The sequence below is a fragment of the Agromyces sp. NPDC056965 genome, assembly GCF_042673425.1.
Lineage (GTDB): Bacteria > Actinomycetota > Actinomycetes > Actinomycetales > Microbacteriaceae > Agromyces.
The window spans coordinates 1-22,598 of record NZ_JBHURI010000068.1 but is presented as its reverse complement, the minus strand read 5'-3'; the positions used below and the strand labels follow the sequence as shown (position 1 = coordinate 22,598).

Annotated in this window: 18 protein-coding genes; 10 read left to right on the top strand and 8 right to left on the bottom strand. The window is 70.5% G+C overall.

All coding sequences use genetic code 11. The features are described from left to right. Nucleotides 1–61 precede the first annotated feature (61 nt). From ACFTQE_RS15670 to ACFTQE_RS15645, 6 genes are read left to right on the top strand one after another with little or no spacing between them, the layout of a single operon-like run. Nucleotides 62–1,009, top strand: a complete 948-nt coding sequence (locus ACFTQE_RS15670; protein ID WP_376925948.1) for a carbohydrate ABC transporter permease — start codon at nucleotides 62–64, stop codon at nucleotides 1,007–1,009. Then, nucleotides 1,009–1,971: a carbohydrate ABC transporter permease gene (locus ACFTQE_RS15665; protein ID WP_376925947.1), complete on the top strand. Its 963-nt coding sequence runs from the start codon at nucleotides 1,009–1,011 to the stop codon at nucleotides 1,969–1,971. Before ACFTQE_RS15670 ends, ACFTQE_RS15665 begins: the two co-directional genes overlap by 1 nt. Before the next feature lie 8 nt (nucleotides 1,972–1,979). Next, nucleotides 1,980–3,953, top strand: coding sequence for a hypothetical protein (locus tag ACFTQE_RS15660; protein ID WP_376925946.1), 1,974 nt, complete (start codon nucleotides 1,980–1,982; stop codon nucleotides 3,951–3,953). Between the two features lie 22 nt (nucleotides 3,954–3,975). Further along, complete coding sequence (locus ACFTQE_RS15655) at nucleotides 3,976–4,767, top strand: ribonuclease activity regulator RraA (protein ID WP_376925945.1); 792 nt, start codon at nucleotides 3,976–3,978, stop codon at nucleotides 4,765–4,767. Further along, nucleotides 4,737–5,690 (top strand): aldo/keto reductase, encoded by a 954-nt coding sequence (locus ACFTQE_RS15650; RefSeq protein ID WP_376925944.1) that lies wholly within the window; start codon nucleotides 4,737–4,739, stop codon nucleotides 5,688–5,690. The genes ACFTQE_RS15655 and ACFTQE_RS15650 overlap by 31 nt, the downstream gene beginning before the upstream one ends. A gap of 5 nt (nucleotides 5,691–5,695) precedes the next feature. Beyond that, on the top strand, nucleotides 5,696–6,538 hold the full coding sequence (locus ACFTQE_RS15645; protein WP_376925949.1) for an amidohydrolase family protein: 843 nt from the start codon (nucleotides 5,696–5,698) through the stop codon (nucleotides 6,536–6,538). Between the two features lie 30 nt (nucleotides 6,539–6,568). On the opposite strand, the gene ACFTQE_RS15640 is transcribed toward ACFTQE_RS15645, so the two are convergent. From ACFTQE_RS15640 to ACFTQE_RS15605, 8 genes are all read right to left on the bottom strand, one after another. Continuing rightward, a complete protein-coding gene (locus ACFTQE_RS15640; RefSeq protein WP_376925943.1) occupies nucleotides 6,569–7,258 on the bottom strand; it encodes a GntR family transcriptional regulator in 690 nt (229 codons plus the stop codon). Next, nucleotides 7,255–7,881, bottom strand: coding sequence for an SGNH/GDSL hydrolase family protein (locus ACFTQE_RS15635; protein ID WP_376925942.1), 627 nt, complete (start codon nucleotides 7,879–7,881; stop codon nucleotides 7,255–7,257). The genes ACFTQE_RS15640 and ACFTQE_RS15635 overlap by 4 nt, the downstream gene beginning before the upstream one ends. After that, on the bottom strand, nucleotides 7,878–9,164 hold the full coding sequence (locus ACFTQE_RS15630; RefSeq protein WP_376925941.1) for an alpha-L-fucosidase: 1,287 nt from the start codon (nucleotides 9,162–9,164) through the stop codon (nucleotides 7,878–7,880). Before ACFTQE_RS15630 ends, ACFTQE_RS15635 begins: the two co-directional genes overlap by 4 nt. Next, on the bottom strand, nucleotides 9,161–13,537 hold the full coding sequence (locus tag ACFTQE_RS15625) for an Ig-like domain-containing protein (RefSeq protein ID WP_376925940.1): 4,377 nt from the start codon (nucleotides 13,535–13,537) through the stop codon (nucleotides 9,161–9,163). Before ACFTQE_RS15625 ends, ACFTQE_RS15630 begins: the two co-directional genes overlap by 4 nt. A 207-nt stretch (nucleotides 13,538–13,744) precedes the next feature. Further along, entirely contained in the window at nucleotides 13,745–14,767 is a 1,023-nt protein-coding gene (locus ACFTQE_RS15620; protein ID WP_376925939.1) for a CPBP family intramembrane glutamic endopeptidase, read from the bottom strand. Nucleotides 14,768–14,820: 53 nt separating this feature from the next. Further along, a complete protein-coding gene (locus ACFTQE_RS15615) occupies nucleotides 14,821–16,494 on the bottom strand; it encodes a 3-ketosteroid-delta-1-dehydrogenase (RefSeq protein WP_376925938.1) in 1,674 nt (557 codons plus the stop codon). Between the two features lie 111 nt (nucleotides 16,495–16,605). Further along, on the bottom strand, nucleotides 16,606–17,094 hold the full coding sequence (locus tag ACFTQE_RS15610; RefSeq protein ID WP_376925937.1) for a GNAT family N-acetyltransferase: 489 nt from the start codon (nucleotides 17,092–17,094) through the stop codon (nucleotides 16,606–16,608). Nucleotides 17,095–17,145: 51 nt separating this feature from the next. Further along, complete coding sequence (locus ACFTQE_RS15605) at nucleotides 17,146–17,661, bottom strand: MarR family winged helix-turn-helix transcriptional regulator (protein WP_376925936.1); 516 nt, start codon at nucleotides 17,659–17,661, stop codon at nucleotides 17,146–17,148. A gap of 144 nt (nucleotides 17,662–17,805) precedes the next feature. On the opposite strand from ACFTQE_RS15605, the gene ACFTQE_RS15600 reads away from it, so the two are divergent. From ACFTQE_RS15600 to ACFTQE_RS15585, 4 genes are all read left to right on the top strand, one after another. Beyond that, a complete protein-coding gene (locus ACFTQE_RS15600) occupies nucleotides 17,806–19,101 on the top strand; it encodes a SufS family cysteine desulfurase (RefSeq protein WP_376925935.1) in 1,296 nt (431 codons plus the stop codon). Beyond that, the gene (sufU, locus tag ACFTQE_RS15595) at nucleotides 19,098–19,556 is read left to right on the top strand and encodes a Fe-S cluster assembly sulfur transfer protein SufU (protein ID WP_376925934.1); all 459 of its coding nucleotides are present in this window, start codon (nucleotides 19,098–19,100) and stop codon (nucleotides 19,554–19,556) included. Before ACFTQE_RS15600 ends, sufU begins: the two co-directional genes overlap by 4 nt. 301 nt (nucleotides 19,557–19,857) lie before the next feature. Beyond that, nucleotides 19,858–21,333 (top strand): Gfo/Idh/MocA family protein, encoded by a 1,476-nt coding sequence (locus ACFTQE_RS15590; RefSeq protein ID WP_376925933.1) that lies wholly within the window; start codon nucleotides 19,858–19,860, stop codon nucleotides 21,331–21,333. Between the two features lie 16 nt (nucleotides 21,334–21,349). Beyond that, nucleotides 21,350–22,552 carry an NEW3 domain-containing protein gene (locus ACFTQE_RS15585; RefSeq protein WP_376925932.1) on the top strand — a complete coding sequence of 401 codons (1,203 nt, stop codon included), beginning with the start codon at nucleotides 21,350–21,352 and terminating at the stop codon, nucleotides 22,550–22,552. Nucleotides 22,553–22,598: the final 46 nt, after the last annotated feature.

Here is a 22,598-nt window from a genome sequence, read left to right as displayed (position 1 = left end):
CGTCGCTCCGGTGCCGTGCCCGGGTCCCACCCATTCGCTCACCGACGGAGGTTCACCCACGATGGCTGACACCGTGACCACCGCGCCCGGCGCCGCACTGCGTGCGTCGAGCGCGCCGCGCTCGAAGTCGAGCCTCGCCTGGCGAGCGCGACTGCCCGGCCTCATCATGGGCGCTCCGGCCGTGCTCGTCTTCCTGGCGATGTTCATCGTGCCGATGATCCTCGCCTTCGTGCTGAGCTTCACGGACTGGAACGGCTACAGCCTGAACCTGAACTTCATCGGGTTCGAGAACTACCTGCACGCGTTCACCAACCCGCGCACCGTCGACGCCGCGATCTTCACCGTCGTGCTCGCGTTCTTCGGGACGATCTTCTGCAACCTCGTCGGCCTCGCCCTCGCCGTGCTCATCTCCGGCCCGGGGCGGTCGAACACGATCATGCGTACGGTGTTCTTCTACCCGTACATCATCAGCGCGCTCATCATCGGCTTCCTCTGGTCGGCCATGCTCGCCCCGAACGGCGTGGTGAACAGCCTGCTCGCGCAGGTCGGCATCCCCGCACTGCCCTTCCTCACCGACGTGACGTTCGCCAAGGCGAGCGTGATCCTCACCATCGTCTGGTCGCACTTCGGGTTCAACATGATCCTCTTCCTCGCGGGCATCAAGTCGGTGCCGGCCGAGTACTACGAGGCGGCCACGGTCGACGGCGCCACCCGCTGGCAGCAGTTCCGCAACGTCACGTTCCCCCTCATCGCGCCGGTGCTCACGGTGAACCTCGTGCTCACGCTCGTCGGCCTGCTGAAGGCCTATGACGTCGTGCTCGCACTCACCGACGGCGGCCCGGCCGGGTCGACGCAGACGATCGTCTACCAAGTGCTGAAGAGCTCGTTCGCGAACGCCGACCTCGGATTCGGCGCGGCGCAATCCGTGATCCTGCTCATCGCGACGGCGGTGCTCGGACTCACGGTGACGCTCGCCCGACGCGGCGCCGAGAAGAAGGTGACCGACTGATGTCCCTGACCACGCAGACCACGGTGAACCCCGCAGCGGAGCTGCTGCTGGCCGACCCCGCAGCGATCGGCGGGCGACGCCGATTCGGCCGACGGCGCACTCCCAGGCCACCGGCGACGAAGATCCGCAGCTCGGTCGCCGGCCGCGTCGTGAAGTGGGTCGTGCTGAGCGCGGTCGCGATCGTGATGCTGGTGCCCTTCTACATCATGGTGATCAGCGCGTTCAAGCCGCAGGAGGAGATCATCCGGCATCCGCTGTCGATCTCCCCCGACACGTTCACGCTCGAGTACCTGCTCGATGCGATCACGAGCGAGAAGTTCAACGTCATCGGCGCCTACGGCATCACGCTGCTCTTCGTGGCACTCGTGAACGTCTTCTGCATCACCCTCTCCGCACCCGTCGCCTACGTCATCGCACGTGGCCGTTCGAAGTGGCACCTCGGCCTGCTGCTGCTCTTCGTGTCGGGCCTCTTCATCCCCGGCCAGGTCACCCTGATCCCCGTGGTGTTCGTGCTGCGCCTGCTCGGGCTCATCAACACGATCCCCGGATTCATCCTGTTCGAGACGGCCGCGACCCTGCCCGTCACGATCTTCCTGTTCGCCGCGTACCTGCGCACGGTGCCGCGCGACATCGACGAGGCGGCCTCGCTCGACGGGGCGGGCCGTATCCGCGCGTTCTGGTCGTGCATCTTCCCGATCATGCGCCCCGTCGTGGCGACCGTCGTGGTGCTCAACTCGATCGGCGTCTGGAACGACTTCGTGAGCCCGCAGATCATCCTCGGACCGAGCTCGGGCATCTACACCGTGACGACGGGGGTCTACGCCGCCGTCGGCGAGTTCTCGACCGACTACACGACGGTCTTCCCGACGCTGCTGCTCGCGATCGCACCGGCGATCGTCTTCTTCATCATCATGCAGCGCCACATCATCGGCGGCCTCGTGGCGGGAGCGACCAAGGGATGAGCGAGTCGATGACCGAGCCGTCGAACGAGCCGACGACGGAGGCGGTACCCGCCCCGAGGGCCCCGGAGATCCTGACCACCCCGATGCGCGAGGTCCCGGCGTGGGCCGTGCTCGAGCGGCACCTCTTCGCCGAGATCGAGACCGCCTGGCGCCGGTTCGCCGAGCTCTACTGCGAGCCCGACGGACGGATCCGGTACACCGGCGGATTCGAGGACCGCGACGGCGTCGACGACTTCTACGAGCCGTTCTTCAACTGGCCGGCCTTCTACGCCCTCGGCGGCAGCGACGAGATCCTCGCGGCCGCGAAGCACCACTGGCGCGGTGTCACGGCGCAGCTGACCGAGGCGGGCATGCTGACGGACGAGTACGAGAACGGGTACGACTGGTTCCACCAGGGCGAGTCCCTCATCTTCTTCTACGCGCTCTGCGCCGCGGATCCCGCCGACGAGGAGTTCGCCGATCGGGCGCGCCGGTTCGCCGAGCTCTACACCGACCCGGCCAACGGCAACTACGACCCGGCCGGCAACGTCATCACGGCCCCGCACACCGGCGCGCTCGGAGCGCTCGAGGGGCTCGACCCCGAATGGCGGCCGTACTCGGCCTCGCGTCGCGAGATGCGCGCGTACGGCCTGCCGCTCGAGTACCTTCCCGGCATCGAGACGTGGGACGACCTGGAGGATCCCGGCAACGCCGTGGCGATGGGCCGGGCCATGCAGGACCTCGCCCGCGGCGATGTCGCCGTCAACCTCGCCGCCACGAGCCTCGTCGCGAACCGCTGGCTCTACGACGGTGACGAGGCCTCCCGCGACTGGGTCGTGCGCTACGTCCGCGGTTGGATCGACCGTGCAGCCGAGAACGGCGGGCTCATCCCCGACAACGTGGGGCCCGACGGCACGGTCGGCGGGCTGCACGACGGCCGCTGGCACGGCGGACACTACGGCTGGACCTGGCCGCACGGCCTGCCGTCCGTCGGCATGGGGGCGCTGATCGGCGCGCTCAACCTCGCACTCGTGAGCGGTGACGACTCGGCGCTCGACCTCGCACGGGTGGTGCTCGACACCGTGCTCGAGCAGTCGATCACGGCATCCGTCGAGGAGACGCCGATGAGCCTGCGCGGCGGGTGGCTGAGCCGCCTCGGTGCGGATGCCGCGAACCCCGCGATGCTCGTGCCGCACCGCTTCGGCCGCCATGGCTGGTTCGACTTCGGCCCCATGCCGCTCGACCTGCCGACCTGGTTGTGGTGGTGGTCGCGCGACCCCGGCGACTGGGATCGCGTCCGCCGCGTGATGGGCGGCTACCCCGAGGCATCCGGCACCGTGAAGCCCTTCAGGGACAAGGCCGAGGCGGGGCACGAGCTGCCGTGGCTCGCCTTCCTCGCCGGCGAGAACCACGACTACCCGGCACGGGCCCTCTCGATGGCGCTCGGCCAGCTCGCGCGGCGCGTCGCACTCATGGAGACGGAGCATCCCGACCCGGCGACCGTGCACATCCACTTCTGGCAGCGCGTGAACCCCGTGGTCACCGAGGTGCTCGGCCAGCTCATCACCGGCACGCCGCAGGTGCTCTACAACGGCGGCCTGCCGTTCGCCGCCGTCGCCTACGACGACCCCGATCGCGACCGACCGGGCCTGCCGCCCGACGTCGCAGCCCTGGTCACGCGGCTCGAGGGCGACGAGATCGAGCTCACGCTCGTGAACCTCTCGCCGACCGAGCCTCGGCGCGTGCTCGTGCGGCCGTCGCGCTTCGGCGAGCAACGCATCATCTCGGCGACCTCGCTCGGCGAGGCCGGCGGCGTCCACCCCGACTCGTCCGTCGCGTACACCTCACGGCCGGGGCGACCCGTCGTCGTCACCGAACCCGTCGACGCTCCGCACGTGCTCGTCGAACTGCCGCCGGCGCATCGCGCCGACCTCGTGCTCACGACGACCGTCGCCGCCGAGCCGCCACGACATCACCGCGCGCCACCACGCGCCGACGCCTGAAGCCAGAGAAAGAGGAACCACCATGTCGAATCCCGTCACCCAGTTGTCCCGGCCGTCGATCAGCCTGCCCGTGCGCGGCGGTGAGTTCACCCGCCCGGGCGCCGAGGAGCTCGAGCGGCTGCAGCGCGTCTCGTCGGCCACCGCGTGCGCCAAGCTGCACGGGCTCGGCATCACCCACTCGTTCGTCGAGGGTCCGCGACCGTTGACCCCCGGCCAGCGCGTCGTCGGGTCGGCGCTCACCCTGCAGTTCATGCCGCAGCGCGAAGACCTCGCATCGGGCCTCGGCCAGGAGTACGTCGAACGCCACACCGCGCTCTGGGCCGTGCTCGAGACCGTGCAGCCGGGCGACGTGCTCGTCATCCAGGCCTACGGCAGTCGGTTCTCCGGATGCATCGGCGACATCCTCGCCCGGTACTTCAAGCGCAAGGGCGGCGCCGGCATCGTCGTCGACGGGCGCATCCGCGACGCCGATCGCATCCGCGACCTCGGCATCCCCGTGTGGTCGACGGGCACCACCCCGCACTACGCGTCGCAGTCGGAGCTGTTCCCCTGGGCCTACGACGTGCCCGTCGCCGTGGGCGGGGCGCTCTGCCTGCCCGGCGACATCGTGGTGGCCGATGACGACGGCCCGGTCGTCGTACCGCAGGGCATGGCCGACGACGTCATCACCGCCGCGCAGGACCACGAGGAGTGGGAGGTCTTCAGCCGCGAACGGCTCGACCAGGGCGCGCGGCTCAGCGACTACTACCCCCTGACCCCCGACACGCGTGAGGAGTACGAGGCGTGGCGTTCCACCCGAGTCGCCGGCCTCTGACGCCCGGGGCGGGCTCGCTCACGGCCGTCGGCCTCGGCTGCGCGCCGATCGGGAACCTCTACACGGCAGTGCACGAGGCCGACGCCGACGCCACCGTCGAAGCGGCGCTCGATCGCGGCATCCGCTTCTTCGACACCGCACCGCACTACGGTGCCGGCGTCAGCGAGCTGCGGCTCGGGCGGGCGATCGCGGGGGTCGATCGCGACGGGCTCGTCATCGCGACGAAGGTCGGCCGCCAGGTCGTCGATGCCGACGGCGTCGCGGTCGGCACCGGCGGCACCGGAGCGGACACCATCGGCGACCTGAGTCGCGACGGCGTGCTGAGGAGCCTCGAGGGCAGCCTCGCGAGGCTCGGCACCGACCGCATCGACCTGCTGTACCTGCACGATCCGGTCGACGTCGACGAGGCGCTCCGCGGCGCATGGCCGGCCCTCGAAGAGCTGCGCGCGGCCGGCGTGGTGCGCGCGATCGGCGTCGGAATGGTGCGCAACGCCCCGCTCACCCGCTTCGTGCGCGAGGCCGCACCCGATGTCGTCATGGTCGCGGGCCGGCTGACGCTGCTCGACCGCACCGCCGAAGAGGAGCTGCTGCCCGCCGCGCGCGAGCAGGGCGTCGACATCATCGCCGCGGGCGTCTACAACTCGGGCATCCTCGCGGATCCCGCGGCCGCCCCGTACTTCGACTACCACGCGGCATCGCCCGAGCTCGTCGCGCGGGCCACGGCGATCGAGGCCGTGTGCCGATCGTTCGGGGTCGCGCTCCCCCACGTCGCCGCACGGTTCCCGCTTCGCCGCACCCCGGTCGAGGCCGTCGTCGTCGGCGCCCGGACGCCGGCGGAGGTGCACGAACTCGTCGCCGGCGCCGCGGCCGTCATCCCCGATGAGCTGTGGGCCGAGATCGACGCCCTCGACGGAGTCGCGTGACCGCGATGCGGATCGTCGACGCGCACGTGCACCTCTGGGACGTCGAGCGGGTGCACCTGTCGTGGTTCCGCGCCGATCTCGGCCTGCCGGCGCAGGTGACGGCTGCCGACCTCGAGCGCGGCGCGGCGGCGCTCGAGGTCGACGACGTCGAGCTCCAGGCGGCGGTCGCGGTGCAGGCGGGTGACACGGCCGGCGAGGCGGAGTGGCTCGTGCGGCACGCGGCCGCGAGCGGAGCGGTGCCGGCTGTCGTGTTCCAGTACGAACCGGGCGAGTCGTGGGCCGGCGCGGTGCAGCCCGTGATCGACGCCGTTCCCGTCGCGACGGCACCGCGCGTCGCCGGAATCCGGGTGGCGACGCCGCAGGGCGCCGCCGACTTCTCCGACGTGCCCGGGCTCGACCGCCTCGCCGAGGGTCTCGCGACCTCCGGCCGGGTGCTCGAGCTCCTGATCCGCCCCGAGCAGCTCGGCTCGGTGCCGTCACTCGCGACGCGGCATCCGGGGCTCACGATCGTGGTCTGCCATCTCGGACTCGGCGGCGGCGAGCCGGATGCCCCGTGGCAGGCGGCGCTCCGGTCGCTCGCCCCCCACGACGCGGTGCTCGCCAAGTTCTCGGGCGTCCATCTCGGTGACGCCCCCCGCGATCGGGAACGCCTGCGAGTGATCGCGTCGACCGCGTTCGACGCGCTCGGCGCCGAACGACTCATGTTCGGCAGCGACTGGCCGATGTCGGCGAGGGTCGCGCCCTACCGGGAGGTCATCGCACGGACGGCATCGGCCCTGCCGCGGCTCGGCCACGAGGCCGCCGCCGCCTTCTGGAGCGGAACGGCGTCGCGCGCGTACGCGCTCTGAATGTTCGCGGGCCTGCCGTCGGAACGCCGGTCAGCCGGCGGGAACCGCGCCGAGGCTCTCACCGTCGTCGCCCAGCAGTCGCCCGGCGGCGTGCGCACGGAACAGCTCGGCGGCGTACTCGGGGTCGTCGCCCTCGAGCGCGTCGAGCAGGCTGCGGTGCCAGTCGGCGACGACGTGCCAGTCGCCGGCGAACTTCGGGTCGCCCAGCACGTGCATCGAACGCAGGCTCGGCTCCACGATGTCCCACATGCGCGGGAGGTAGGAGTTGCCGCTCGCCTCGATCACCGATCGGTGGAACGCGAAGTCGAGCTCGCGGAACTCGGTGAGGTTGCGGTCGTCGGCGGCGCGGTGCATCGCCTCGATCGTCTCCGACAGGCGAGCGGATGCCTCGGCGTCGAGTCGCCCGAAGGCGAGCCGCCCGGCCAGGCCCTCGAGGGCGGTGCGAGCGACCTTGGCCTGCTCGGCGTCTTCGTCGGTGTACTCGGCGACGAAGTTGCCCTGGTGCCGCACGTGGGTGACGAGGCCCTCGTGCGCGAGTCGCTTGAGTGCGTCGCGCACGGGTGCCTGGCTGACCTGGAGCTGTCGCGCCAGCTGCGACTCGACGAGCTGCTCGCCCGGAGCGAGCGCCGTGTCCTTGATCATCGTCTTGATGAGGTCGTAGATCTGGTCGGACAGGAGGCCTCGGTCGAGTCCCTTGATCGTGCTCAGTGCGTCCGTCACAGTGCCAGCGTACTCGACAATCGACTATCGAGAGCGGTAATCCATGCGTCGGCGATCAGCCGATGCCCGGCCGCCGTGGGATGCACGCCGTCGGGCGCGATCTCCCCCGGCGCCGCAGCGGCCGCCGCACGCGTCATGAGGTCGTGCAACGGCACGACGTCGGCGTCGAACTCGCTGCCGAGCCGCGCGACGACCTCGCGCTTGGGGCCGAGGTCGTCGAGCCACGAGCGCTGCTCGGCGCGCACCGGCACGAAGAACGGCTCCATCAGGATGAGGCGCGGGTTCGACGCCGACACCGCATCGGCGAGGATCGCGCGGTAGCTGCGCTCGAACGCGTCGGCGCTCGTCGGGTCGTCGGCGTCGAACCGACGCCACATGTCATTGACGCCGACGAAGACCGTGAGCACCTCGGGCGCCGAGGGAATCAGCTCCGCGCCCCATCGCCGCTCGAGGTCGACCGCGCGATCGCCCGAGATGCCGAGGTTCACGACCTCGCCCGGCTCGGGCCGCGCGCCGAGCTCGGCGGCGAGCAGGCTCACGTAGCCGTCGCCGAGCGACGACGGATCGTCGCGGACTCGGCCGCAATCGGTGATGGAATCGCCGATGAAGACGTACCGGCTCATCGGGTCACCTCCTTCGGGATGGAGAGGATGGCGGGGCCTTCGGCAACGGTGTCGATCACGACCGACAGAGTAGCGCCGGTCGGCAGCACGATGTCGTGCGCGCCGGCATCGCCGACGAACACGATCACCGCCTCGGGCGTGTTCCAGAAGCGCAGCCACGGGCCGCCGGCCGGTCCGCACGCATCCGCGGGATCCGCCCACGCGACGACCTCGGCCGGCGCATCGCCGAGCGCGGCACGCCATGCGCCGAATCCCTCGAGCGCCTCGCGCTGCGCGTCGGGGATCCGGCCCGAGGCGGTCGGCCCGACGTTGATGAGCAAGCGCCCGCCCCTGGCCACGACATCGACCCAGTGCCGTGCCAGCCCGTCGGCCGAGAGGGTGCTCGCCGGATCCTCCGCCCGGTTGTACCCGAACGAGAGCCCCAGCCCCCGGGTGTGCTCCCACGGCCTGCCCGCCGTCTCGCGGTCGCGCAGCGATTCGTACTCGCTCGTGAGGAAGTCGGCGTGCTGCACGCCCCAGCGGTCGTTCACGACGCCGTCGGGCACCTGCTCGTAGTACTGCCGGAACAGCTCGTCGAGCCCGTCGGGCCCCGGCAGCTTCCCGGCATCGGGCCAGTCGATGTCGTTCCAGAGGATGTCGGGTCGGAAGCGCCTGATCAGGTCCCTGACGTGTTCGGTCGCGTAGCGGTTGTAGGCCGCGCCATTGGGCCGCAGCGTGTACAGCTCGACGTGCGTGAGGAGCGGCAGCGGCGGCAGCACGTGCCAGTCGACGCCGCCCGAGTAGTAGACGCCGAAGCGCATGCCCGCACGCCGGACCGCATCGGCGAGATCGCCGACGAGGTCGCGCGCGGGGCCTCGCACGACGGTGTTCCGCTCGCCGGTGCCCGGCGCGTTCCACAGGGTGATCCCGTCGTGGTGCTTGGTCGTCGGGATCACGTAGTCGGCGCCGGCCCGCGCGAACAGCGCCGCCCACTCCTCTGGGTCGAACTCCTCGGCATGCCATGCGTCGAGGAAGTCGTCGTAGGGCGCCCCGCCGTGCTCGTGCCGGTGCCGCTCCGCCGCCGGGCTGCCCTCGATGCTGATCGTGTTCCAGTACCACTCCGCATAGGGGTTGTGCGGGAAGTACTCCGCATCGGTCACGGTGCCGTTCTCGACGACCGATTCCGCCCATGCCGGGACCGAATAGGCGCCCCAGTGGATGAAGACGCCGAGCTTCGCCCTGGCGAACCACTCCGGCAGTTCCCGATCGAGCCCGACCCGGGTCTCCGCGACGGGGGCGCTCACCCGGCCACCGTCACCTTCACCGGCGCCGACGCGGTCTCGCCGTTCTGGTTCGCGAACACGGCGACGAGGGCGTGGTCGCCGGGCGCGACGCCCGAGAGCGACGCCGTCGCCCGCTGGGCGGCGGGAGTCTTCGCCGAGAGCTCGCCCGAGGCGACGACGACCTCGTCGAGCTCGAAGCGATACGACGTCGCGTTCGTGCCCCACCACAGGTCGGCGGTCGCCGTGAAGGCACCGTCGAGGTCCCAGTTGTCGTGGCTCACCACCGGCGCACCGGGAGCGGCATGCACCACGGTGACGGTCGTCGACGACGTCTCGGTCGCGCCCGTCGCGTTGACGAGCACCCCGGTGTAGACGTAGGTGCCGTTCGGCTTGCCCGTGAAGGCCACCCGTGCCGTCTGGCTCACGTCCCTCGACGTCGCGGGCTTCGCGATGTTCACGAGCCGGCCGTTCTCGTAGAGCCGGAACGAGGTGCCGGGCGTGCCCGACCACAGGTTCATCACGACCTCGTAGCTGCCGTCGTGCAGGCCGTAGGCCCATCCGCTCGTGTTCGACAGCGTGGCGCGGCCCGGCGCCGTCGTCGAGCCGTCGTCGCCCTCGACCGGTCGCAGCGACAGGGCGTTGGCCTCGCCGTAGTGGTAGACGTTCAGGTACCCGGCGTCGGCGATCGGGTTGTCGGCTCCGGCGTCGAGGCCGCTCCACACGGTCGCTCCGTCGACCCGCAGCACGAGGCGCATGCCGCCCTCCACGGCGACGGCGCCGAACTCGATCTCGTGCTCGGTGTTCGGCGTGATCACCGTGTTCGGGATGACGTCCATCATCGTCTGCACGGGCTTCCAACTCTGGAACTCGATCTGGTCCTCCTTGATGACGACGAGGTAACCCGTGTTGCCGTTCACCCAGGCGGGATCGCCCGGCCGGTCGGATCGCGCCGAGAACCCGTACCAACCGCCCTCGAACTCGCCGAACGACGCCCGGAACCGAAGGAGCCCATCGCCGAAGGTCTCGCCGTCGTAGCCGTAGACGCCCTCGCCCGAGATGCGGATGCTGCCCTCGTCGAAGTCGACGGCCTCGCTCGCGGTCCAGTGCGCGGCATCCGAGAGCTGGTCGCCGAGGTCGATGACCGGATGCTCCACGGCCCGCACCTCGACGGCCACCGTCGCGGTGATCTCGGGGTTGGCCCGGGAGGTCGCGGTGATCGTCGCCGTGCCGGCGGCGAGGGCGCTGATCTTGCCCGCGTCGTCGACGGTCGCGACCTCGGCGGCGTCGGAGCTCCAGTCGAGTTGCGCGTTCGTGGCGTCCGACGGGGTCACCGTGACGCCGAGCTTCCGGTTCTCACCGGGCTCGAGCACGAGCTCGGCGGCATCCAACGAGATGTCGGTCACCGGCACGGCGACGATCGAGAACTTCACGTCGTCGAAGTCGAGGCGGGCGAACTTCTCGACGTAGAAGCCGACCTTGCCCGAGGCCCCCGGATTCGGGTTCGCTCCCTCGATCGCGAGCGCGCCGTCGACGAAGACCTGGATCGACGAGCCCTGCACGGCCATGCGCACCGCGTAGTCGGTCGCTGGCGCCAGGCCCTCACCGGCGGGCAGCGTGACCTCCTTCACCGTGCCCCACTGCGCGTTGTAGATCGTCCACTTCGAGCCGGTCGCCGAGTGCCGGTAGCGCACGTAGCCGCCCGGGTTCGTGCCGGTGCGGTCGTACATGAGCAGGATCGCGCCCTCCGGCACCTCGGCCGGAGTCGTCACGTCGTACTCGAGCACGTAGTCGCCGAATTCGCGCGGCAACTGCGAGTTCGCGCCGTTGACGATGCGGTACACACGGTCGCCCGAGGCATCCTCGACGATGCTGCGGTTCGGGTCGGTCGCCCAGCCGTTGCCGCCCGACTCGAAGTCGGTGAAGTGCATCACCCCGTCGCCGTCGGCGACGATCACGAGCGCCTCGTCGGTGATGGCCGGGTTCTCGGTCGAGACGACCGTGACGGTGGTCTCGCCCGGTGCGAGCGCGGTGATCAGGCCGGCTGCGTCGATGGTGGCGACCGCCGGATCGCTGCTCGCGTAGCCCACCTCGCGGTTCGAGGCGTTCCACGGCACCGCCGCTGCGACGAACGACGCGGTCTTGCCGAGGTCGATCGTGAACTGCTCGCCCGGCAGGTGGAGCGCCTCGAGGGCGATCGAGTCGGGCGAAGCGGGATGGCCGACCTTGCCCTGCGTGCCGATCTCGTCGAACGGGATCGCCGTGAAGCCGGGGATGTGGTCGAACACCGCGGCGTCCTCGGTCAGCCGGAAGTCGCCGGCCTCCCAGTCCACGAAGCCCGGGTCCTCACTCGCCACCCAGTTGTCGGTGTAGTTCATGAGGTTCTTCACGTCGCGGGCGCCGTGTTCGTTGACCTGCGATGACCGCGCGATCGTCGGATTCCAGGTGAGGTTCTTGTCGAAGACGTTGTTCGCCGGGAAGTAGTGGTTCTCGTCGAAGAAGGTCAGCAGCTCGGGGTACTTCTCCCCGTACGGCGTATCGACGAAGCCGTTGTTCTCCTCGAAGAGCTCCAGCCACCCCGGCATGTAGGCGGTGTCGACCTTGTTGCCGGGCTCGTCGCCCATCCACATCTCGTAGTTGTCGTACGGCACGTGCGCGTCGACGAAGATGTTGTTGCGCGAGGTGATGTGATCGCCCGAGCCGCTCTTGATGGCGGCGTTGCCCATCCGCACGAAGATGTTGTCCTCGATGGTCAGCCCCATCGTGAGGTTGTCGGGGTAGATGCCCTCGACGCCGAGCCGGCCGACCCCCGTGTCGTGGAAGTAGTTGCCGCGAATGACGGTGCCGCGCTGCTGCGGGGTCGCACCCGCGTTCATGTAGATGGCGCCGAGGTCCTGGAACGTCTTGCAGATGTCGTAGATCTCGTTGCCCTCGATGAGGTGGTCGTTGCCGTGCACGATGATGCCCGGGTGCGGCGCATCGTGGATCTCATTGCCCCTCGCCACGTTGCCGACGCCGTCGAACATCACGCCCGGGTTGTAGGCCTTGTGGTAGTACGCGAAGTCGTGGATGTGGGAGTTCTCGACGCGGTTGTTGCCGGGTGACAGCGTCGTCTTGTCTCCGCCCTGGAGCACGACGGGCACACCGCCGATGTGGCGCAGGTGCGAATCGAGCACGGCGTGGTCGACGCCGCCGCGGTTCACGGGGATGCCATCGTACGTGTAGCGACCGGGCGAGTTGATGAGCACGCCGCCGTCGGAGAAGTTCTGGATGTCGGAGTTCGAGACGGTCACGTTGCTGCCGCCGAGGATCACCGCGGCGTTGGCCCGGCCGTACTCCATCACCAACTCGTCGAAGGTGATGTGCGAGGCATCCGTCGTACGGATCATCGGCTCCTTCAGCATCGTCGCCGTCACGTCGGCGTCGGTCGTCGCGAAGGCGGCGTTCGGCATGAAGTAGAGCACGCCGCTCGCCCGGTCGATGTAGTACTCGCCCGGTGCGTCGAGCTCCTCGAGGAGGTTCTGTGCGAAGTGGAAGTCCTCGAACCAGGTCTTCATGAGGCCCGACATCTCGCCGTATCGCAGGGTGATCGTCTTCGCCTCGGTGTCGATCGACTCGATCTTGTTGTACGACCACTCCCAGCTGTAGCCGAAGATGCCGTCGAGCCACACGTCGTCGGCGGCGCCCCAGTACTGCGGCCGGTCGTAGGTGTAGCTGAACGTGCCGCCGCGCTCCTGCAGGTCGGGGTCCTTCTGCTTCGGGCCCACATCGAGGATCTCGTCCATGCGCACGGTTCCGGCGTTGGGCCACCGCGCGAGGGTCATGCCCTCGCCGGCGACGTACAGCTCCATCGGCGGCACGGTGCTGACGTCGTTCGCCTTCCAGTAGCCGTGGCGGCTCAGCTCGCCGAAGTCGGTGATGCCCTGTGCCTCGAGGTCGAACTGCAGCACCTTGCCGCGCGCGGATTCGTCGACGATGCGACCGAGCACCGCGTCGTCGGTCACGGGAGCGAAGCCGTCGCGCCCCAGTTCGAGGCCGCCACTGAGCCGTGCCGTCTCGCCGGGGTACGAGCGATAGGTGATCGGCGCGTCAGCGGTACCGGAGTCCTGCTCCCCCAGTTCGAACGAGGCCGTGCGGGCATAGGTGCCCTCGCGCAGGAGCACGCTCACTCCCCCTGCCGGCAGGCCCTCCTGCTCCTTCAGCTCGCGGATCGCGTCGCGCGCGCCCTCGAGCGTGGCGAGCGGATGGCCCTCGGTGCCGTCGTTCGCGTCGTCGCCGTCGGGAGCGACGAACACCGTCGCGCCCGGCTCCTCGGCGGTCGGTGCCGCGTGCGCCGCGGTCTGCACGCCCATCACGAGCAGGCACACCATCACGACTGTTGACAGAATTCGCTTCATTGCGAGTGCTCCGGTCCTTGTTTGGCGGCCGCATCGGCGGCGCTCGATCGTCGTCGATCCATCGGACACGGCGTCGCGATGGCTGGAACGTTCGAGACGTTACACTAATCGATAATCGGCGGCAACCAATCGATAGAGGCTTCAGGGCGCACGACGACGCCCCGACGCCCATGACGTCGGGGCTGGAACCCCCCGATGCGGGCGGTGTCAGCCGAGGCGCGCGTCGAGCCGAGCGCCTCGGAACTGGCCGACCGCGACGAGCACTGCGATGACCGCGGCGAAGACCGCGCACGTGACGAGCCCGAGCGGCCCGGCGATCCACGCGGCCGGCACCGGAGATCCGGCCGCGATGACGATCCCGCCGAGCCCGGCCGCGGCGTTGAACGCACCGTGCCCGAAGACCGCCGGCCACACCGAGCCAGTGCGCAGTCGGGTCCAGCCGAGCAGCGTGCCGAGCAGCATGCAGGCGACGACCATGAGCAGCACGCCCGTGAGGTCCGTGAGCCCGAAGTTGTAGCCGAGCAGGATCAGCGGCGAGTGCCAGAACCCCCAGAACGCTCCGGAGACGAGGAGCGCCGGCCAGACGCCGAGCGGCCGCAGCGCGGGCAGCAGCCACCCGCGCCAGCCGACCTCCTCGCCGAAGGCGAACGGGGCGTTGATGATCGCACCGACGGGGATCATCGCGAACTGCACGGCCACGAGCAGCATGATCGGCGGGGCCGGCGTGCCGGGCGGGAGCAGGGCGTCGAGCTGTTCGGCGAATCCCGAGAAGCCGACGAGGTCGAAGCGGGCGAGGCCGAGCAGGCCGACGACGAGCAGCCCCGCCGCAATCAGCAGCGGCAGCACGACGATGGCGGCCGCCGACATTCCGAGCGTGCGCCCGACGGGCCGGAGCGGCCACATGCCGAGATCGCGCAGGATGCCGCGGGCGCCGCGACGGCCGCGCTGTCGCCGCTCCACGAGCAGCGAAGCGACCGTCGCGATCGCCGGGGTGAGCATCATGGCTGCGGCGATCACCGGCAGGAGCGAGTCGGTCATGCCGAGTCCTCGCATCCAGAGCGGCGCGGCGACGGCCCACGCGAGCCCGCACGAGACGACCGCGAAGACGGCCACCGCCGCCCACGGCACGCGGGTCGCCTCGACGGGCGATTCGAGCGGCACCGCGGGCGCTGCGGGCACCGCAGGGTCGGGCGTCGTCGAGGTGGTCGGGTCGGCACGTTCGTCGCTCACGACATCGACGCTATCGACGGCGATCGGCTCGCGGATCCCCCGCGCGACGGAGTTCAGCGCTCCGCATCGACCGCCCGTGCCGCCATGGCATGGCTCGCGACGATGTGCCCGTACACGAGCCCTTGGCCGATCGTGGCCCCGGCGCCGGGGTAGCTCTCGCCGAACACGTTGGCCGCGGCGTTGCCGATCACGTAGAGGCCCTGGATGGGCGTGCCGTCTTCGGCGAGCGCACGGCCGTCGGCGTCGGCGGTGACGCCGCCGCACGTGCCGAGGTCCGACAGCACGACGCGAACGGCGTACAGCCCATCGCCGTCGAGCGGTCGGAGGTTCGGGTTCGGTGCGATCGTGGGGTCGCCGTAGTAGCGGTCGTAGGCGCTGTCGCCTCGACCGAAGTCGTCGTCGACTCCCGCCGCGGCGAGTTCGTTGAAGCGGCGGGCCGTCTCCCCCAGCGCATCGGCCGGCACGCCCATCCGCTCCGCGAGCTCCGTCCACGAAGCGCCGCGCACGGCGACGCCGTGCTCGTACCAGGCTTTCGGCAGTGACATGCGCGGGAACACCTGGCCGCCGAGCAGGTAGCTGTCGCGGTACTCCTGGTCGAAGACGAGCCACATGGTGCCGACCGGTCGCCCCTCGCGCTCCCGCTCGAGCACGTCGTGTCCGAACGACATGTAGTCCTCGGCCTCGTTGACGAAGCGGGCGCCCGAGTCGTCGACGATGAACGAGCCGGGCAGCGACCGCTCGGCGAGCATCACGACGGGCCGTTCACCGGGCAGCGGCGCGATCGCCGGGAACCACCAGGCCTGGTCCATGAGGGCGACGCCGGCGCCGAGCTCCTGCGCCGCGCGGATCGCGTCGCCGGTGTTGCCGTCGCTGCCGAGGCTCCAGTCGCCGAGCGACGCCGACTGCACGGTGCGCCGCAGCTCGAGGTCGTGGTCGAAGCCGCCCGCGGCGAGCACCACCCCGCGCCGTGCCGTGATCTCGACCGCGCTGCCGTCGCGGATCACGACGGCGCCGACGACGACGCCGTCGGGGTCGGTGACGAGTCGTTCGAGGCTCGCCTCCGTCCACACCGGGATCCCGGCGCGCACGACCCCGTCGAAGAGGCCGGCGGCGAGCGCACGCCCACCGGCCGCGTACTCGCGCCCGATGAGCTTGCCGCCGATGCCCTGGAACGCTCGCTTGATCGCGACGCCGAAGCCGCGCACCGGCGACTTGGCCAGGAGGTTCAGCCACTTGTAGTCGGCGCCCGTCACCGGCATGGGCAGCGGCGCCTCCATGACGGCGGGTCGCAGCCGGGTGCGCTCCGTGCCGAGCCGGGCGACGTCGAACGGGCGGCACTCGCAGCTGCGCCCCGCGGACGAGCCGCCGGGCAGCTCGGGGTGGTAGTCGGAATAGCCCTCCGCCCACGTGAACCGCATGCGCGTCGTGCGTTCGAGCATGCGCACGGTGTCGGGGCCGTGCTCGAGGAAACTCTCCCACCGGGCTTCGGGTCCCGTGCCGTCGACGACCGCGGTCAGGTACTCGCGGGCCCGCTCCGGAGAATCGTTCGCGCCGAGGCCGTCGAGCACCGGGTTGGCGGGAATCCAGAACGCCCCGCCCGATCGCGCCGTCGAGCCGCCGACGAACCCGGTCTTCTCGACCACGAGCACGTCGGCGCCCTGCTCGTGCGCCGAGAGGGCGGCAGCGAGCCCGGTACCGGATCCGACCACGAGCAGGTCGATCGTCATGTTCTCGGTCAATTCGACACGGCTCCGATCCGTCGGCGGACAGTGCAGCCATCATGCCCTTTGGGCACTCCGTGCACAATAGGCACGTCGTGCCATTCGCCGACGGAGCGGTCAGAGGAAGAGCTTGAACCCCACGTGGGATGCCTCGAAGCCGAGTCGCTCGTAGAAGCGGTGCGCATCGATGCGGCGCGCATCGGAGGTCAGCTGCACGAGCGCCGCCCCCTCGTCGCGCGCTCGGCCGACCGCCCATTCGATCATCGCCGAACCGAGCCCCAGGCCGCGCAGCTCCTCGGAGACGCGAACGGCCTCGATCTGCATGCGCGTCGCTCCGCGTCGCGCGAGTCCCGGGATCACCGAGAGCTGCATGGTGCCGACCACTCGCCCGTCGGCGGACTCGAGCACCGTCAGCGTCTGGGCCGCGTCGGCGTCGATCGCCTCGAAGGCCCGCACGTAGGGCCCGATCCCATCACCCGAGGGCGTCTCCTCGGCGGCGCGGAGCGAATCGGCGGCGATCAGCGCGACGAGGCCCGTGAGGTCGTCTCGCTGCGCGCGGCGCAGTGAGAGCGTGGAACCGCCGGCTTCGAAGGTCGCGAACTGCATGCACTCAACCTCTCATACGAGCGGGGCCGGATGCCGCGGCATCCGGCGCCCTCACTCGGCGTCCTGCGCGAGCCGCCGCAGGAGGGCGGCGAGGGTCGCCTGCTCCTCGCGACTGAGCCCGCGGAGCTCTTCGGCCTCGCGCTCGGCGAGGGTGCGCATCGCGGCATCGACGCGCGTCGCGCCCTCGTCGGTGAGTCGCACGAGCACGCTCCGCCCGTCGCGCGGGTTCGGCCGGCGTTCGACGAGGCCGCGACGCGTGAGGTTGTCGAGCCGGTTCGTCATCGCCGCACTGCCGATCATGGTCGCCTCGATGAGCTGCGCCGGGCTGAACTCGTGCGGCGGCTCCTCGCGGCGGAGCGCGGCGAGCACGTCGAACTCCCAGACCGCGAGCCCCGCGCCGCTGAACGCGCTCGCCCGCAGGCGCCCGAGGCGGTTCGCCACGCGCCGCAGACGCGACATGACGTCGAGCGGGGTGAGGTCGACGCCGGGCAGCCGATGCGACCAGGCATCGATCAGCAGGTCGACCTCGTCATCGCGGTCGCCGCGCTCACTCACGCTCCGTGGCATACCGAAACGGTATCCCGACATGGCACGTCGAACACAGTTCGACCGCGGCAGATGACGGATGACCGTCTCACGGCGATCACCGATCGAAACTGCGTCAGACTGGAAGGGTGCCGGCTTCACCCGCGCCGGCCGCTGGGAGGAACAGTGACCCTCGATCGAACGACGACCATCGACGGCCTGCTGCCGACGGCGCTCCGTCGCGACTTCCCGTACCTCGACCAGGAGCTGAACGGGCATCCGCTCGCCTATCTCGACTCCGGTGCGACCGCGCAGCGACCGCTCGCGGTGCTCGACGCCGAGCGGGCCTTCCTCGAGCACGCGAACGCCGCCGTGCACCGCGGCGCATCGACGCTCGTCGGCACCTCGACGACCGCGTTCGAATCGGCGCGCGAGACGGTCGCCCGCTTCGTCGGCGCCGGCAGTCGCGAGATCGTGTGGGCGTCGAACGCGACCGACGCGATCAACATGGTCGCCCTCGGCATGGCGGATGCCTCGGCCGGCCTCGGCGGATCCGAAGCCGAGGTCTTCCGGCTCGGGGCGGGCGACGAGATCGTCGTGACCGAGGCCGAGCATCACGCCGACCTCATCCCGTGGCAGCGCCTCGCGGCGAAGACCGGTGCGACGCTGCGCTGGATCCCCGTGAACGACGACGGCACGTGGTCGATCGACGACGCGGCATCCGTCATCGGCCCCCGCACCCGCCTCGTCGCATTCGGGCACGTGTCGAACGTCACCGGGTTCCTCGCCCCAGCAGCGGAGGTCGTCGAACTCGCCCACCGCCACGGCGCGCTCGTCATGCTCGACGCCTGCCAGTCGGTGCCGCACCGGCCCGTCGACTTCGCCGAACTCGGCGTCGACTTCGCCGCCTTCTCGGCGCACAAGATGCTCGGCCCGACCGGCATCGGCGTGCTGTACGGCCGGGAGCACCTGCTCGACGCCCTGCCGCCCGCCCGCACCGGCGGCTCGACGATCACCACGGTGACGATGGAGTCGGCGTCGTTCCTGCCCGCCCCCCAGCGCTTCGAGGCCGGCACGCAACCGGTCTCGCAGGCCGTCGCCCTCGCCGAGGCCGTGCGCTACCTCGACGGGCTCGGCATGCACAACGTGCATGCCCACGAGACGGCGCTCGCCGAGCTCCTCGTCGAGGAGACCTCCCGCGTCGCGGGCGTGCGGCTCGTCGGCCCTCCCCCGGGCAGTCCGCGCGCGGCGCTCGCGAGCGTCGACGTGCCGGGCGTGCACGCACACGACGTCGGCCAGTTCCTCGACTCGCAGGGCATCGCCGTGCGCGTGGGCCACCACTGCGCCCAGCCCCTGCACCGCCGGCTCGGACTGCGCGCCACCACCCGGGCGAGCGCCTACGTCTACACGACGGCCGATGAGGTGCATCGCTTCGCTGCCGCGCTCGCCGAGGTCCGCGGCTTCTTCGGGGTCGACGCATGAGCGACCTGTCTGGTTTGTACCAGGAGCTCATCCTCGACCACTCGCGTCGACGCCTCGGTGACGGCGAACTCGCCGAGCCGCACGCGACGCACCACGAGCTGAACCCCACGTGCGGCGACGAGATCACGATGGGCGTCCGCCTCGACGCATCCGGCACCGTGCTCGAAGCGATCGGCTGGACCGGCGACGGCTGCAGCATCTCGATGGCCTCGGCCTCCGCGCTCACCGAGCTCGCGGCCGGCGCCGACCTCGGCAGGGTGCGCGAACTCATCGACGGATTCCGCACGATGATGCGCTCGCAGGGCGCCGGCGAGGCCGATGAAGAGCTCCTCGGCGACGCGATCGCCTTCCACGGCGTCTCGAAGTACGTCATGCGGGTGAAGTGCGCGATGCTCGCGTGGGTCGCGCTCGAGGCGTGCATCGCCGCGGCGAGCGCCGACACCGCGCGCTCCTGATCGAACCGTCGCCGCAGCACGACCGCCGACGCCGAACGAGCAGGATCCGCTCACGAGGACGCCTCGAGATCCGTTCCCGTTTCCACCGACTCCCCCGCAGATCAATGCGGATTTCCGCGCGCCGTCGCGCTGTATTTACTCGGCGGAGCGCCCTGACATTCTCCCGCTCCGAGCACTCAATGTGATCAATTGTGATCGAAAACACCAATGTTCAATCAACTCTTGACACGTAACGATCAGGCCAGCAGGGTATGGGATACCGAGCATCACCGAGCATTCCCTGACCGACCTGGAGAGTGTCATGACGCGTTTTCTCACCATCCCTCGCCCTACCGAGGAACCGATCACCGCTGATCGGGACTCGGGGGCATACGGCTTCAGCCGGCGGAACCTCCTCGGCGGAATCCTCGCCGGCGTCGCCGTCACCGCCGTCGTTCCCTCGGTCGCCAATGCGGCGATCATCCCCTCCCGCAAGGGCGGGGCCACGTCGATGGCCGACCAGCCGTTCGAAGCCGTCGACGTCGTCAAGATCGGCCTCATCGGCCTCGGCAACCGCGGCATGGGCATGCTCGACGGCTGGGTCGACGTGCCCGGCACCGCCGTCACGGCGGTCTGCGACATCCGGGCCGACCGGGCGAAGCGGGCAGCCGATCGGGTCGCCGGCAAGGGCAAGGCACGTCCGCGCGAGTACGGCGGCGGCGACGGGTCGTTCCAGAAGATGCTCGACACCGAAGAGCTCGACCTGGTCTACATCGCGACGCCGTGGGAGTTCCATCACGCGCACGGCAAGGCGGCCCTGCTCGCCGGAGCCCACGCGGCGATCGAGCTGCCGATCGCGACCGAGCTCGACGAGCTCTGGGACCTCGTCGACACCTCGGAGCGCACGCGCAAGCACCTGTTCCTCGCCGAGAACTGCTCGTACGGACGCAACGAGCTCGCGATGCTCAAGATGGCGCACGAGGGCGTCTTCGGCGACGTGACGAGCGGCCATGGCGGGTACCTGCACGACCTCCGCTCCCTGCTGTTCGCCGACGGCTACTACACCGACGACTGGCGCCGTCTCTGGCACACCCGCAGCACCGCGAGCTTCTACCCCATGCACGGACTCGCACCCATCGCCGCCACCATGGACATCAACCGGGGCGACCGCCTCGACACGCTGACGGCGACGGCGACGGCGGCGCGCGGCCTCGCCGACTACCGCGAGCGCTTCGTGCCGCGCGACCACCGCTCGTGGAAGGAGGAGTACATCAACGGCGACCTCGTCACCTGCATGATCACGACGGCGAACGGCCGCACGATCCGGGCCGAGCACAACGTGAGCCAGCCCCGCCCGTACAGCCGCATCAACACGCTCGAGGGCAGCCGCGGCATCTTCGAGGACTACGTCGGCGCCGATTCGACGGGTGCGCGCATCTACGCGGAGCCGTACCACGGCGGCGACACCTGGCGCGGAGCGAGCGCGATGCGCACGGAGTTCGACCACTGGCTCTGGAAGGACCTCGAAGGTCCGGCCGCCGGTGGCGGCCACGGCGGCATGGACTACATCCTGCAGTGGCGCATCGTGCAGCAGATGCGCGCCGGCCTCGTGCCCGACATCGACGTCTACGACTCCGCCGCCTGGTGCGCGCCCGTGCCGCTCAGCGTGAAGTCGCTCGAGAAGGGCGGCAAGCCCGTCGAGGTGCCCGACTTCACGCGCGGTGAGTGGAAGAAGCTGCGCCTCGGGCTCGACTCCGTACGATCCGCCATGCCCGCCGTCGTCCGACCGATCAGCTGAGAGGAAAACCATGTCCATGAAGTTCCTTCGCAAGGCCGCGATCGCCGGCGTGTTCGTGCTCGCCGCGTCCACCTGGTCGACATCGGCCGCATACGGCGCGTTCGCCGAGGAGTCGCCCGCCACGTCGCAGTCGCCTGCGTCCACCGAGGCCCCTGAGACCGAGGCGCCGGCAACGGATGCCCCGGCGTCCGAGGCACCCGACGACAGCGCGCCCGAGACCGAGGCGCCCGAGACGGAGGCGCCGGCATCCGAGGCGCCCGAGACGGCCGCACCCGCGCCGGAGAAGTCGAAGGCGCCCGACACCGCGCCCGAGGCATCCGACGCGGCCGAGCCGGCTCCCGAGATCACCGTCGCCGTTCCCGAGGTCGGCCTCGACGGCCCGGCCATCGCAACGGTCGAGGTCACCGTGTCGAACGACTCGTCGGCGAAGATGAGCTCGGTCGTCGTCTCCTTCGCCGGACCGGTCGGCTGGCAGGTCGTGCCGTCGAGCCAGAAGCTCGACGCGATCAAGTCGGGCCGCGACCAGACCGCGACCTTCCAGGTTCGCGTCCCCGAGAAGCGCCCCGGGTTCGCCCTTCGCATCTTCACCGCCACCGTCAGCTACAATGGCGGCGACGGAGCGGGCAGCGCGACCGGAGTGCGGGCGATGCCGACCACGCCGCCCACGGATTCGCTCGCCGCACTGTTCAACAGCGTCGCCATCACGACCGCGTCGCAGCCGACGGCGGGAAGCTTCGACAACGAGGGCAACACGTTCTCGGCGGAGCAGCTCGCGGCGGCCGGAGCCGGCCCGGGCGCGGCGATCGAGGCCCTCGGAGCCACGCTGCTGATGCCCGCCTCCGAGCCGGGAACCGCCGACAACGTCACCGCGGCCGGGCAGGCGCTCCGCATCGGCGGGCAGGGGCAGCGTCTCGTCTTCCTCGGCTCCGGTTCCAGCACCAGTGCGACCGGCACGGCGACCGTCTTCTACACCGACGGCACCACGAGCTCGGGAGCGATCGGATTCCCGAACTGGTCGTTCCACGACGAGAACGCGCACGGCGCCGAACTCGCCATCTCGACGAACGGCCGGAACCGGCCGAGCGGATACGGCGATGCCGCCTACCAGTACCGCATGTTCGCGCACTCGGTGCCGCTGACGGCCGGCAAGACGGTCGACTTCGTCGTACTGCCGACGAACGGCTCGATGCACATCTTCTCGATCGCGGTCGCTCCCTGACCCGTTCGCGCTGAACCGTTCGCGCCCGACCGGCACTCGCCGGCCG